Source organism: Luteimonas sp. GW821-FHT14E02 (genome assembly GCF_058803905.1).
In genome coordinates, this window is record NZ_JBXAPK010000006.1 from 211,540 (window position 1) to 224,827 (window position 13,288).

Genomic DNA, 13,288 nt, shown 5'->3' on the forward strand with positions numbered 1-13,288 from the left:
GATCCGCAACGTTTTCATGGCGCGGGTTCCGGGCGCATGTCTCTTTTTTGCCGGCTTCGTGCCGCTTTCGCCTTCGCATGCCATCGCACGCGAGCGGGACGGGAGTGGTGCTCCCGCCCGTCACTCATCGAGGGCTTGCAGCAATCGCGTCGCGGCTTCGCAGGCGGTCTCGTCGGCGCCCTCGGCGACTTCCTGCAACAGGCGGCGCCCCGCCTCGAAATCGCCGAGATCGAGGTAGGCCTGCGCCAGACGAATGCGCTTGAGGCCGTCGGACGCGGCCGCGCCGCCCGAGAGTGGCCCCGTGCCGCCGCGGCCGTGCCAGGTCGGTGCAGCTGTCATAGGTGCAGCTGTCATAGGTACCGCAGTCGTAGGCGCCGCTGTCATGGACGCAGCAGTTGTGGACGGTTCCGGTTCCGCGGCGGCAGGGGACGGCACCGCGTTGGCGAGCGCCTCGGTGTCGAAACTGCGGCGCGCGGGCGACGCTCCCGGACCACGCAGCCGCGAGATCAGCCACACCAGGGCCAGGATCACGAGCAGGGAAATCATCAGCCAGGGCCAGATCGGCGCGCGGTCCGTCGCGGGCGCGTTCGCGGCTTCGCGCTTCTGCGCCGCGCCGGTGTTGCGCTGGGCGGACGCCAGCTCGGTGCCCTGCAGCTCGATCAGCTTCTGCTGGTCCTGCTGGATCTTCTCCAGGCCGGCAAGGCGGCTCTTCAGTTCCTTGATCTCGGCATCGCGCGAGGCCAGCGTTTCCTTGGTCTGCACCAATGCCTGCTGCAGTTCGCCGCTGCCGCCGGCGGCGATGCCGCTGCGCGTGCCCGCCACGGCGCGTTCGGCGGCCGAGGCGGCCGGTACGATCTCGAGCCGGGCGCTGGCGACGCGTTTGTCCGGCTTGGCCGGAGCGGCCGCCATGACACCAGGCTTCACGGGCGCGGCAGCCGGTGGCGTCGGCGGACGCGGCGGCTCGCCCGCCAGCGCGGCCGGTTGCGGCGTGGTCGGATGTCCGCCGCGCCACTGGTTGATCTGGTCGCGCACCATGATCGCGGCCTGGGCGGCGCTGAAGCGCGAGAGTTCGGCCTCGGTCGGCGCATGCAAGGTCGTGCCCTTGCGGATCAGGTTGATGTTGCCGCCGATGAAGGCGCCGGGATTGGTGCGCAGCAAGGCCAGCATGACCTGATCGCGCGAGTAGGTGTCCGGCACCATGGTCGTGGCGATCTTGCTCAGGTTGTCGCCGGCCTTGACCGGGCCGTAATCGCTGGCCTTGCGCTCGACGGCGGGCGCGGCGGCCTGCTGCGGTTTCGGCTTGGGCGCGGGCGCGGCGGCAGGTACCGGTTTTTTCGCGGCGACGGCCGGCGCGTCCGGCTTCGCCTTCGGTTCCGGTTTGGACGCCGGCTTGGCATCGGGTTTCGACTCAGGCTTCGGTTCCGCCTTGGGCTTCGGTTTCTCCTTCGGCGCTACCGCGACGTCGTTCCTGGCGACGGCCTGCTCGCGCGGCTTGGCGGCGACGGCTGGCGGCGGGGTCCGTGATGGCGGCTCGACCTGCAGCGGAACGGGCGCCGGCAACGAAGCCGGCGGCAAGGCTGCTTTCTTGTCTCCCGCCAGCGGAATGGCTTCCGCCAGGGCCGGGGCCTGCTCGGGCTCGGGCTGACGGGCGATGAGGTTCGACGGCCCCGCCACCGGGGCCTGGATCACCGGCGGCGTCGATGCCATCAGCGTGTTGGGCGTGCCCAGCGAGACCGAGTACTCGCGGACCATGCGGCCGTTGCCCCAATCCACTTCGATCAGGAAGGTGAAGAAGTCCTGCTGCACCGGGGCCGACGTGGTGATGCGGATCACCGACTTGCCGCGCTTGTCCTTCACCACGGCGAAGCGCAGATCGGCCACCACGCCGTGCGGACGCTGCAGGCCGACGCGCGCGAAGGTCACCGCCGAGGCCAGTTGCGCCTGCACCTTCTCCAGCTCGGCCGGATCGGTGACGACGATGGGGATTTCAGCCAGCAGCGGCTCGCCGATCCGTGACTTGATCGTGATCTGGTCGACGTCCAGCGCCTGCACCGGCGCCATGGCGAACGCCGCCGCCAGTGCCGAAGCCAACATGCCCCGCTTCCATCTTGTCCCGCTCACGCAGGCCCCTCCTCCTTCGATGCGAGCGTGACTTTAGCCCCTCTCCCACGAGAGCGGGAGAGGGGCTGGGGCGGGGTCTTTCCGGCAACGGCCCTCCAGGGCCGCATGACATCGGCTTCGCGGGACTCCGGCCCGGCCCTTCATGGCCGGGTATTCGCTATTCGGCAGCGACCAGCTCGGCGATCTGTACCGCGTTCAGCGCGGCGCCCTTGCGGATGTTGTCGGAGACGATCCACAGGTTGAGCCCGCGCGGATGCGAGAGGTCCTCGCGGATGCGCCCAACGTAGACGGCATCGTTGCCCGAGGCATGCGTCACCGGCGTCGGATAGCCGCCCGGCTTGCGCTCGTCCACCACTTCCACGCCCGGCGCCGATTTCAGCAGCTTGCGCGCCTGCTCCGGCGTCACCTTGGTCCTGGTCTCGATGTGCACCGCCTCGGAGTGGCCGTAGAACACCGGCACGCGCACCGCCGTCGGGTTCACCTGGATGCTGTCGTCGGCGAGGATCTTGCGCGTCTCCCAGACCAGCTTCATTTCCTCCTTGGTGAAGCCGTTGTCGAGGAATTCGTCGATGTGCGGGATCAGGTTGAAGGCGATCTGCACCGGGAAGCGCTGCGGATCCGCGTCCTGGAAGTTCAACAGCGCGCCGGTCTGGCGGCCGAGTTCCTCCAGCGCCGAACGGCCAGCGCCGGAGACGGACTGGTAGGTCGCCACGTTGATGCGCTCGATGCCGTACTCGCGATGGATCGGCGCCAGCGCCACCAGCATCTGCATGGTCGAGCAGTTCGGATTGGCGATGATGCCGCGCGGACGCTGACGCGCCGCATCCGGATTCACCTCGCTCACCACCAGCGGGACGTCGTCGTCGTAGCGGAAGGCGGAGCTGTTGTCGATCACCACCGCGCCGGCGGCGGCGAACTTCGGCCCGTACTCCTTGGAGATGGAGCCGCCGGCCGAGAACAGCGCGATGTCCACGCCCTTGGGATCGAACGTCGCCAGGTCCTGCACCACCACGTCGCTGTTGCCGAATTTCACTTTCTCGCCGGCCGAGCGCTCGCTGGCCAGGGCGACGAGTTTGCCGACCGGGAATTTGCGCTCGGCCAGGATGTTCAGCATGGTTTCGCCGACGGCGCCCGTGGCGCCGACGACCGCGACTGTGTAGCGACGACTTTCGTTGCTCATGTGGGGAATGGAAGTTTGCGGTTGGGGGGCGTCGAACTTCGGCTTGCTCGCCACGCCATTGCATCAGCGCGGGATTCGGAAGTATCGACGTTTCGACAGCATACGGCACCGCAACCCCTCTGCGCGGGCGCCGCGATAGAAATTTTTGGCATGAGGCGGAAACTTCCGCCCGTGCTCATCTCAGCGCCGGAGCGCGTCCGCGTTCACCGGTGTCGGTGGATGTCCCGCATCGGGGCCGCACCCCAAGGCTGCGATCAGATTGTCCACGGCCAAGCTCACCATCGCCCGCCGCGTCGCCAGGCTGCCGCTGCCGATATGCGGCGTGAGCACGACGTTGCGCAGCGCCAGCAGGCGCGGATTGATCGCCGGCTCGCCTTCGAACACGTCGAGCCCGGCGGCGGCGAGGCGGCCGCCGGCCAGTGCTTCCGCCAGTGCGTTCTCGTCGATCAGGCCGCCGCGGGCGACGTTGCTCAGCGTCGCGGTGGGCTTCATCTTCGCCAGCGCCGCCGCGTCGATGATGTGGTGGCTCTGCGGGGAATACGGCAGCACCAGCAGCAGATGATCGGATTGCGCCAGCAGTTCGTCGAAGCCGACGTATTCGGCGCGGTACTCGCTCTCGACCGCCTCCGGCAACCGGCTGCGGTTGTGGTACAGCACGCGCATGCCGAATCCGCCCGCACGCCGGGCGATGCCCTGCCCGATCCGCCCCATGCCAAGGATGCCGAGCGTGCTGCCGTGGATGTCCGCGCCCAGCAAGGTGCTGAACGACCAGCCCTGCCAGTTGCCGGCCCGCAGCCACTGCTCGGCCTCGGTGATGCGGCGCGCGGCCGCCATCATCAGGGTGAAACCGAGATCGGCCGTAGTCTCGGTGAGCACGTCCGGCGTGTTGGTGACGAGGATGCCGGCTTTCGATACCGCCGGCAGGTCGAGATTGTTGTAGCCGACCGCGACGGTCGAGAGCACGCGCAGACGCGATGCGTTCGCCACCTCGGCGGCGCCGATCGGCTCGTTGAGCGTGATCAGCGCGCCGTCCGCGTCGCGCAGGGCGGCCGCGATCCGGTCCGGCGTGTGATCGACGACCTCGCGATTGGCGTCGACCTCGAAGTACTCGCCAAGCCTGCCGACGATGTCGTCGAACAATGGTTGCGAGACCCAGACCTTCAATCGTCTATCGGCCATTGTGGTTCTTAAGGAATCCGGGGCGACACTTCACCGACGTCCCCGCATTGCGCGCGATGCCGCAACGCCTGGTCCATCAGCACCAGCGCCAGCATCGCCTCGCAGATCGGCGTGGCGCGGATGCCGACGCAGGGATCGTGGCGGCCGGTGGTCACCACTTCCACTTCCTCGCCATGAATGTCCAGGCCACGCGCCGGCAGGCGCAGGCTGGACGTTGGCTTGAACGCCACCGACACCACCACCTGCTGGCCGGTGCTGATGCCGCCGAGAATGCCGCCGGCATGGTTTGACAGGAAACCGGCATGCGTGGCCTCGTCGCGATGCTCGCTGCCCTTCTGCGCCACACTGGCGAAGCCGTCGCCGATTTCCACGCCCTTCACCGCATTGATCGACATCATCGCCGCCGCGAGGTCGCCGTCGAGCTTGCCGTAGATCGGCTCGCCCCAGCCGGGCGGCACGCCGTCGGCAACCACGGTGACGCGCGCGCCGACCGAATCGCCGGACTTGCGCAGCGCATCCATGTAACTCTCCAGCTCCGGCACCTGCTCCGCGCACGGCCAGAAGAACGGATTCTCCTCGACAACGCTCCAGTCGTGCGCGCGCGGCAGCGCGTCGCCGATCTGCGCCAGATGTCCGCGCACGCGCACGCCGAAGCGCTCGGCCAGCCATTTCTTCGCGATCACCGCCGCGGCCACGCGCATCGTGGTCTCGCGCGCCGACGAACGCCCGCCGCCGCGCGGATCGCGAATGCCGTATTTCTGCCAATAGGTGTAGTCGGCGTGTCCCGGACGGAACTGCTCGACGATGCGGTCGTAGTCCTTGCTGCGCGCGTCGGTGTTGCGGATCAGCAGCGCGATCGGCGTGCCGGTGGTGCGGCCTTCGTAAACGCCGCTGAGGATTTCGATCTCGTCGGCCTCGCGCCGCGCGGACGTATGCCGTGTGCGCCCGGTGGCGCGTCGCGCGAGGTCGTGCGCGAAGTCTTCCGCGGCGATGGCGATGCCCGGCGGGCAGCCGTCGACCACGCAGCCGATCGCCGGCCCGTGCGATTCGCCGAAGGTGGTGACGCGAAACAAATGACCAAAGCTATTCATGAGCGCGAACCGTTCATGGCCGCGCGTTCGCCAGCTCGCGGATATGCGAGTGATGCACGATCAGCTCCGAGCATTCCACCGCGAACACGCCCATCTGTCCGACCTTGAACTCGATCCAGGCGAATTCCACGTCCGGCAACAGCTTCATCAGTGCATGCTCGGACTCGCCCACCTCGCAGATCAGCAGGCCGTCCTCGCTCAGATGCAGCGGCGCGTCGCGCAGGATCTTCAGCACCAGGTCGAGGCCGTCGTCGCCGGCGCGCAGGCCCATTTCCGGTTCGTAGGAGTATTCCTTCGGCAACGCATCGGTTTCGGCGTTGCTGACGTAGGGCGGATTGCTGACGATCAGCTCGTAATGCTGGCCGGACAGGCCGGAGAAGAGGTCCGACTTCAGCAGTTGCACGTTATCGGCGTGCAGGCGTTCCTTGTTGTCCTTGGCCAGCGCCAGCGCGTCGTCGCTGAGGTCGACGCCGTCGACGTGCCAGTCCGGGTTGTAGTGCGCCATGGCGATGGCGATGCAACCCGATCCCGTGCACAGGTCGAGCGCGCGCCGCACCTCGCGGCCGCCGAGCCAGGGCTCGAAGCCGCTCTCGATCAGTTCGGCGATCGGCGATCGCGGCACCAGGGCGCGCTTGTCGCTCTTGAAACTCAGGCCGGCGAACCAGGTTTCGCCGGTCAGGTACGAAGCCGGGATGCGCTCGTCGATGCGGCGGGTGAACAAGGCCAGGATCTCCGCCTTCTCCGCCGCGGTCACGCGCGACTGCCCGTAGACCGGCGGCAGATCGTGCGGCAGATGCAGCGTGTGCAGGACGAGCTGGGTGGCCTCGTCGAGGGCGTTGTCGTAACTGTGGCCGAACGTCAGCCCGGCCGCGTTGAAGCGGCTGGCACCGTAGCGGATCAGGTCGATGATCGTGGTCAGCTCTTCGGTCATGGGCTCTTCGGTCACGGCCGGCGCGCGGCGGTTTCGGCGTCTGCGCCGGGCCCGGCAGTATAAGGGAACCCTCGGGGTAAGCCGGGAAGCACGTCCTCGGCGGCGGATGCGTTCCGGGGCGTCCTCAGGCCCGCCCGCGTATCATGTCCGGCTTCGGAAACTGACATCGCCGCGCATCCCATGTTCAACCGCACCATCGCCGTCGTCCTGATCGTCGCCCTCGCCGCCGGCCTGGGATTGCTGGTCTCGCAGAGGTTCTTCGGTGCGCGGCAAGCCGCGGGGCCGGAACTGCAGACGGTCCGGCTGTTCCCGCAGCCGCGCGTGCTGCCGCCGTACTCGCTGCAGCAGTCCGACGGCACGCAGCTGGTCCCGGGCGAACTCAAGGGCCACTGGACGCTGGTCTTCCTGGGCTTCACTTTCTGCCCCGACGTCTGCCCGACCACGCTCACCGAACTGGCGCAGGCGCAGAAGCAGTGGGAATCCATCCCCGAGGCGACCCGGCCGCGCATCCTGTTCGTCTCCGCCGACCCCGAGCGCGACACGCCCGACCGCATCGGCGAATACGCACACGCCTTCCACCGCGACACCCTGGCCGCCACCGCCGATATCCCGGCGCTGGAGAATTTCGCGCGCTCGCTGTCGCTCGTCTTCGCCAAGGTGCCCGCACCGGCAGGCGCGCCGGCCGACCAGTACACGATCGACCATTCCGCCACGATCGCTTTGCTCGATCCGCAGGGGCGGATGGCCGGCGTGATCCAGCCGCCGCTGCAACCCAAGGCGATCGCCGCCGACCTCATCGCGCTGACCAAGGCACCGGGACGATGAGTCTGGTCACCGGCCTCACCTACGTCCTGCCCCATCGCTTCCTGTCCTCGCTGGCCCGCGGGCTGGCGTATTCGCGCAGTCGCTGGCTCAAGCAGTGGCTGATCGATACGGTGACGAAGCGCTTCGGCGTCGACCTGTCCGAAGCGGCCGAGCCCGATCCGAACGCCTATCCCACCTTCAATGCCTTCTTCACGCGCGCGCTCAAACCTGGCGCACGCGTGCCGGACACCGATCCGCGCGCGCTGTTGATGCCGGCCGACGGCCACATCAGCCAGTGCGGCGCAATCGAAGGCGGGCGCATCTTCCAGGCGAAGGGACAGTCGTTCACCGCCACCGAATTGCTGGGCGACGTGACCGCCGCCGCGCCATTCGCCGACGGCCTGTTCGCGACCGTCTACCTGTCGCCGCGCGACTACCATCGCGTGCACATGCCCTGGCGCGGCCGGCTGCTGGAAACCGTGCATGTTCCGGGCCGCCTGTTCAGCGTCGGCACCGACGCGGTGAAGCACGTGCCGCGATTGTTCGCGCGCAACGAACGCCTCGTCTGCCATTTCGAAACCGACTTCGGCCCGATGGCGGTGGTGATGGTCGGCGCGTTGCTCGTCTCCGGCGTGGAAACCGTCTGGAGCGGCGTGGAAATTCCGCGTTATGCCAATGCGGTGACCCGGAAGGATCGCCGCGCCGGGAACATCGTGCTCGACCGCTTCGCGGAGATGGCGCGCTTCAACTACGGCAGCACGGTGATCGTGCTGCTGCCGCCGCAGGTGGCGCAACTGGCTCCGAATCTGGTCGCGGAGTCGCCGGTCAAGCTGGGCGAACGTCTGGCGACGATGACGGCCTGAGCAGGCAACAACCGTTGCGGTTCCTCATGTGTTCGAGCGTGTGATCCGTTCGTCCGGCATGACGGAGAGGCTGATCAGCAGTTGCGCGATCCAATAGGCACTCAACACTACTGCACTAGCTGCGGCGAACGGTGCCGCGAAGCGGTCGATCGCCAGGACCGCATCCGACAATACGAAAACGCCGCCGCCCAATGCCGCGGCAGCCGTGGCGCGGCCTGATCGATATCGCCAGACAGCAGCCGCTTGCGCGGCCATGCCGGCGAGCACCACCACGTAGATCACGACCGGAACCTGCAACTGCGCCGGCAACGATGGCCACAGGATCGCCAGCACCGCGCCGGCCACCACGGCATAAGCTACGAATGGCCACCACACGCCCCCCAGCCGCGCACGTCGCGTGAACGCAACGAGATAGGCGAGATGGGCGAACAGGAAACTCGCCAGACCACAGACGAACAAGTCTGGCGACAACATCAGGAAGACATCGCCCAGCGTCGACAGCAGCAGGCCGATGACGATCGCGCGGCGGTATCCCGTTTCAGCACTGGCGAAGCTCAGCGCGAGCGCAACGATCAGCAGCGTCGTCAGCGGCTTGAAGATCAGATGCAACCAGCGCAGATCGCCGACGTAGGCACCGACGATCGCCAGCACCGCACTGACCGCGATCACGACAATCCGCAGTCGCGGCAATGCGGCCGGCGTCATCGCGTCATTCCCTGCAGCCGCTCAGCTTCAATTTCTGCCCGGCATGCACCGCATAACGCGGCGCCTTGATGCCGTTGGCCTTCGCCAGCGACTTGGTATCGCAGGAATACTTCTGCGCGATCGACACCAGCGTGTCGCCACGGGACACGCGATGCTCGCGGGGACGTTTGCGCGATGACGAGGCCGGCTTCTCGACTGCCGACTTCGCGGCCGACAACGTCCCCGCGCCGGCATCGGCAGCGCCGATACCAGTCGTAGTTCCGGCGGGCGCGCCCACCAGGCCGGTCGGCGGCGCCACCGGCAGCGACTCCACCGGTCCAGTGCGCACGATCGCGCTGGCGGGATCGCTCATCACCAGTTGCTTGGCCAGCTGCGCGCGCGGTCCGCTGACGCAATGGCGGTTGTACAGGCTGACCATGCGCGTGGTCGCGTTCAAGCTCGTGCCCGCGGGCAGCCAGCTGTCGGACTGATAGCGCGGATTGAGGTTGCGCAACGCGCGCATGAAACCTTCGCGCGTGCCGCCGTTGCCGAGGCAGATCGTCAGCTCGTAAATCGATGCGGGTTGCTGCAGGCGCAACTGCGCCGGCTTGGTCTCCACCTTCGGGAAGGTCAGGCCGTATTTCTTCGGATGCAGGAACAGCCAGGCGGCCGCGATCACCATCGGCACGTAATCGCGCGTCTCGGCCGGGAACTGGTTGTAGACATCGGCATCCCAGAACCCACGCCCACCGCTGTTGTTGTACACGCGCAGCGCTCGGCCCTCGCCACCGTTGTAGGCGGCCAGCGCCATTTCGATGCTGCGGTTGAGCTCGCCCATGCGCTCGTTGAGATAGGCGGCGCTGGCCTCGGCGGCGGCGTGCGGGTCGTAGCGGGTGTCGAAACCGGTGCCGTCGGGGCCGAGACCGAAGCGCAATCCGGTGGCGTACATGAACTGCATCGGCCCGGCCGCGCCGGCGCGCGAGGTGACGTGCACCTTGCCGTTGGATTCCTTGGCCATGATGCCGAACAGCAGTGCCTCGGGCAGGCCCGCGCGCTCATACGAGGGCCACATCTGCTGCCGCATGTATTCGTAGTTCTCGTAGCTCTGGATCAGCGAGCCGCGCATGTCGGTGAGCCAGCGGCGGATGCCGGCCTGCACCGCCGGGTTGTACTGCACCATCTTGTCGAAGCGATGGCTCCTGTCGTCGAGCAGGCTGGCGGCGCGCGCCGCTTCGGGCACGTCCGCGGCCAGGCCGACGTCGCCGGCGTGGTCGGGATCCGGATTCGTCGGATCGTCGGCATCGCCATCCTCGTCGCTGGCCTGCGCCGCCTCGGCGTCGACATTGAGCTTGAGCAGGCGCTTGTAAGTGGTGAGTTGCTGGCCGACCTGACAGCCCTTCTGCTTGATGCAGGCGTCGATCACGTCCTCCATGTCCTCCAGCGCGGCATTGCTCTCGGGCACGCCGGTCGGGTCGTTGTTGCGGATCCTCACCAGCGCGTCGCGGTAGCGCTTCTCCGCGGCCGCCATGCGCTGGTTGATCATCTCGACACTGGTCGCATCACGCTTGGACAGCGCTCCAGCGACCGGAGAAGTCAGGACCAGGGCAATGGCAACGAACAAGGGCGCGGAGGCGCGCGCCGAAAGGGCGGCAAGAACGGGCATGGACGGCAAGGCGAAGCAAAGGGGGATGGAGGTTAGCCTCGTTGCCGGGAGTGCGGCAACCGCAGCAAGTCATTGATGGTATGGGGCGGTTCGATCTCACGGAATGGGCATGGCATAGAATCCTCCCCTCCTTCCCCTAGGCGCTCGTATGGACCCCATCCTCGTTGGCAAGGCCGTCACCACGGCGGACAGTGGCCAGGTCTTCCTGCTGCCGAAGTTCGGCAACCGTCACGGTTTGGTCGCCGGCGCCACCGGCACCGGCAAGACGGTCACGCTGATGACGGTCGCCGAAGGCTTCTCGCGCCTGGGCGTGCCGGTCTTCATGGCCGACGTGAAGGGCGACGTGGCCGGTCTGGCCGCCGCCGGCGCCAGCAACGAGAAGCTGCAGGAGCGGGTGCAGCAGATCGGCGTGGCCGATTACAAGAACGAAGCCAGCCCGGTCGTGTTCTGGGACTTGTACGGCAAGCTCGGCCATCCCGTGCGCAGCACCATCAGCGAGGTCGGCCCCACCCTGCTGGGCCGCATCCTGGAATTGAACGACACCCAGTCCGGCGTGCTCGAGATCGTCTTCAAGCTCGCCGACGACAACGGCCTGCTGCTGCTCGACCTCGAGGACCTGCGCGCCCTGCTCGCCTACGCCAGCGAGAACCGCAAGGACATCTCGGCCAAGTACGGCCTGATCAGCACGCAATCGATCGGTGCCATCCAGCGTGCGCTGCTGCAGATCGAGCAGCAGGGCGGCGACCTGTTCTTCGGCGAACCCGCCCTGGAACTGGCCGACATCATGCGCACCACCAGCGACGGCCACGGTGTGATCAACATCCTCGCCGCCGACCAACTGGTCCTGAAGCCGCGCCTGTATTCGAGCTTCCTGCTGTGGCTGCTCTCGGAACTGTTCGAGAACCTGCCGGAAGTGGGTGATCTCGACAAACCCAAGCTCGTCTTCGTCTTCGACGAAGCGCATCTGCTCTTCGACGATGCCCCGCCCGCGCTGCAGCAGCGCATCGAACAGGTGGTGCGCCTGATCCGCTCCAAGGGCGTGGGCGTGTACTTCTGCTCGCAGTTCCCGGACGACGTGCCGGACAACATCCTCGGCCAGCTCGGCAATCGCGTGCAGCACGCGCTGCGCGCCTTCACGCCGCGCGACCAGAAGGCGGTGAAGACCGCCGCCGAAACCTTCGTCGCCAACCCCAATCTCGACGTGGCCAAGACCATCGGCCAGCTCGGCACCGGCGAAGCGCTCGTCTCCACGCTGCAGGACAAGGGCGTGCCGATGCCGGTGGAAAAAACCCTGATCGCACCGCCGCGCTGCCGCATGGGTGCGATCACCGAGGCCGAACGCAAGCAGGTCATTGCCGGCAGCCCGGTCGGCGGCAAGTACGACCAGACCGTGAACCGCGAATCAGCCGCGGAAAAACTCGCCGCGCGCGTCGGTGGTGCCGAAGCCGCCAGCGCGCCCGCTCCTGCGCAAGCGCCTGCGGGAGGCCGTTCCGCTCCCGCCGCGCAGCAGGAAGAAGAAGGCGGCATCGGCCAGGCCGTGAAGGATGCCGTGTTCGGCACCAAGCGCCGCCAGGGCATGATCGAAACCATGGCCAAGCAAACCGCGCGCACCGTCGGCAGCCAGGTCGGCCGGCAGATCCTGCGCGGCATCCTCGGCGGTATTTTCGGCGGCAAGCGCTGATCCCCCTCTGGAGAACCCTTCGATGAAGCATTCCCTGATCGCAATCGCCCTGTGCTCCCTGCTCCTGTCAGTCGCCGCGTGCAAGCGCGAGCCCGCCGAAACACCGGCTGCCGCCGCACCCGAAACGGCAGCCGCGCCCACGGCCGATGCGGCAGCCGCCGTCGATGCCGCGCATGACACGGACGTCATTTCCGAAGTCGACCACGCCACGGCACCCGCGGGCATCGACGTAAAGGCCTTCGCCGGACATTTCAGCGGCGATGACATCGCGCTCGAACTCAAGGCCGACGGCAGCTTCGCATTGAGCGGCGGCGCCGTCGCTGCGCCAATCGACGGCACATGGACCGCCGAGGACAACGGCAAGCGCATCCGCCTCGACCCGAACAGCAAGTCCGAGAAAGACTGGCTGCTCGCCGTCAATTCCAACGACGAACTGCAGGCGCTCGACGACGCAGGCAAGGTGCCGGAGAACGCGCCCGCCGGCAGCCTCAAGCGCGTCAAGTGACGCGAAGAATGCGTTGAAGTCACCGGACGATCATCGCCGTCGCGCACGCTGCGGCGATGCCATCCACCAAGGAGACAGGTGCCGTGAAACTTTCATCTTTTGTCGCCACAGCCTGCCTGATCGTTTCCGCCGCCACGGCCTGCCAACCCGGCAATGAAACGGCCGCGATGCCATCGCAGGCTTCGCCTTCCGCCGCTGCACAGAATATTGATACGCCCCCTGCAACGAACCCCCATCCGGCGCCCGATGCCGAAATGCCGACGCTCGCCGGCACCTTCGAGGGCACCATCGCTTGCGAGGGCGATTGCCAGACCAGCGTCAGCATCAACTTCAATGCCAACGGCAGGTATGCCAAGCGCGAAAAGATCACCTACGGCGACGGAACGAGCGAAGCCTCTTCCGAGAAAGGCACCTGGCTCATCGACACGGGCCGCCAGCTGATCACGCTCGATCCCGACGGCGGGCAGGCCGAAGGCAAGTGGTACGCCTCGCTCGTGAGCCAGCACGAAATCAACATCCTCGGCAGCAAGGACGCCGCCTACGACCCGCTCTACAGCATCCATCGCAAACCGGTGAACTGACCCGC

The 13,288-nt window shown here is 67.3% G+C and carries 12 protein-coding genes; 5 read left to right on the forward strand and 7 right to left on the reverse strand.

Going from position 1 to position 13,288, the window contains the following annotated elements; translation table 11 throughout:
• Window positions 1-120: 120 nt before the first annotated feature.
• The 5 genes from AC1RNP_RS12005 to prmB all read right to left on the reverse strand — a co-directional run bounded on the left by AC1RNP_RS12005 (window position 121) and on the right by prmB (window position 6,502).
• Window positions 121-2,094: a FimV/HubP family polar landmark protein gene (locus AC1RNP_RS12005; RefSeq protein WP_493051499.1), complete on the reverse strand. Its 1,974-nt coding sequence runs from the start codon at window positions 2,092-2,094 to the stop codon at window positions 121-123.
• A 184-nt stretch (window positions 2,095-2,278) separates the two neighbouring features.
• Window positions 2,279-3,301, reverse strand: coding sequence for an aspartate-semialdehyde dehydrogenase (locus AC1RNP_RS12010; RefSeq protein ID WP_493051500.1), 1,023 nt, complete (start codon window positions 3,299-3,301; stop codon window positions 2,279-2,281).
• 180 nt (window positions 3,302-3,481) lie between these two features.
• Window positions 3,482-4,480 (reverse strand): 2-hydroxyacid dehydrogenase, encoded by a 999-nt coding sequence (locus AC1RNP_RS12015; RefSeq protein ID WP_493051501.1) that lies wholly within the window; start codon window positions 4,478-4,480, stop codon window positions 3,482-3,484.
• Between the two features lie 8 nt (window positions 4,481-4,488).
• On the reverse strand, window positions 4,489-5,571 hold the full coding sequence (gene aroC, locus AC1RNP_RS12020) for a chorismate synthase (RefSeq protein ID WP_493051502.1): 1,083 nt from the start codon (window positions 5,569-5,571) through the stop codon (window positions 4,489-4,491).
• 13 nt (window positions 5,572-5,584) lie between these two features.
• Window positions 5,585-6,502 (reverse strand): 50S ribosomal protein L3 N(5)-glutamine methyltransferase, encoded by a 918-nt coding sequence (gene prmB / locus AC1RNP_RS12025; RefSeq protein ID WP_493051503.1) that lies wholly within the window; start codon window positions 6,500-6,502, stop codon window positions 5,585-5,587.
• A gap of 180 nt (window positions 6,503-6,682) precedes the next feature.
• Between prmB and AC1RNP_RS12030 the strand changes: the two genes are divergently transcribed.
• Together AC1RNP_RS12030 and asd are read left to right on the forward strand one after the other, a co-directional pair.
• A complete protein-coding gene (locus AC1RNP_RS12030) occupies window positions 6,683-7,327 on the forward strand; it encodes an SCO family protein (protein WP_493051504.1) in 645 nt (214 codons plus the stop codon).
• On the forward strand, window positions 7,324-8,169 hold the full coding sequence (gene asd, locus AC1RNP_RS12035; RefSeq protein ID WP_493051505.1) for an archaetidylserine decarboxylase: 846 nt from the start codon (window positions 7,324-7,326) through the stop codon (window positions 8,167-8,169). The genes AC1RNP_RS12030 and asd overlap by 4 nt, the downstream gene beginning before the upstream one ends.
• 24 nt (window positions 8,170-8,193) lie before the next feature.
• Here the strand turns inward: asd and AC1RNP_RS12040 are convergent, their stop codons facing one another.
• Together AC1RNP_RS12040 and AC1RNP_RS12045 are read right to left on the reverse strand one after the other, a co-directional pair.
• Window positions 8,194-8,874 (reverse strand): lysoplasmalogenase, encoded by a 681-nt coding sequence (locus AC1RNP_RS12040; RefSeq protein ID WP_493051506.1) that lies wholly within the window; start codon window positions 8,872-8,874, stop codon window positions 8,194-8,196.
• 4 nt (window positions 8,875-8,878) lie between these two features.
• Window positions 8,879-10,516 (reverse strand): transglycosylase SLT domain-containing protein, encoded by a 1,638-nt coding sequence (locus AC1RNP_RS12045; RefSeq protein ID WP_493051507.1) that lies wholly within the window; start codon window positions 10,514-10,516, stop codon window positions 8,879-8,881.
• A 148-nt stretch (window positions 10,517-10,664) separates the two neighbouring features.
• On the opposite strand from AC1RNP_RS12045, the gene AC1RNP_RS12050 reads away from it, so the two are divergent.
• The 3 genes from AC1RNP_RS12050 to AC1RNP_RS12060 all read left to right on the forward strand — a co-directional run bounded on the left by AC1RNP_RS12050 (window position 10,665) and on the right by AC1RNP_RS12060 (window position 13,283).
• Window positions 10,665-12,197 (forward strand): helicase HerA-like domain-containing protein, encoded by a 1,533-nt coding sequence (locus AC1RNP_RS12050; protein ID WP_493051509.1) that lies wholly within the window; start codon window positions 10,665-10,667, stop codon window positions 12,195-12,197.
• A gap of 22 nt (window positions 12,198-12,219) precedes the next feature.
• Window positions 12,220-12,702 (forward strand): hypothetical protein, encoded by a 483-nt coding sequence (locus AC1RNP_RS12055; RefSeq protein WP_493051510.1) that lies wholly within the window; start codon window positions 12,220-12,222, stop codon window positions 12,700-12,702.
• A gap of 83 nt (window positions 12,703-12,785) precedes the next feature.
• Complete coding sequence (locus AC1RNP_RS12060; RefSeq protein WP_493051511.1) at window positions 12,786-13,283, forward strand: lipocalin family protein; 498 nt, start codon at window positions 12,786-12,788, stop codon at window positions 13,281-13,283.
• Window positions 13,284-13,288 lie beyond the last annotated feature (5 nt).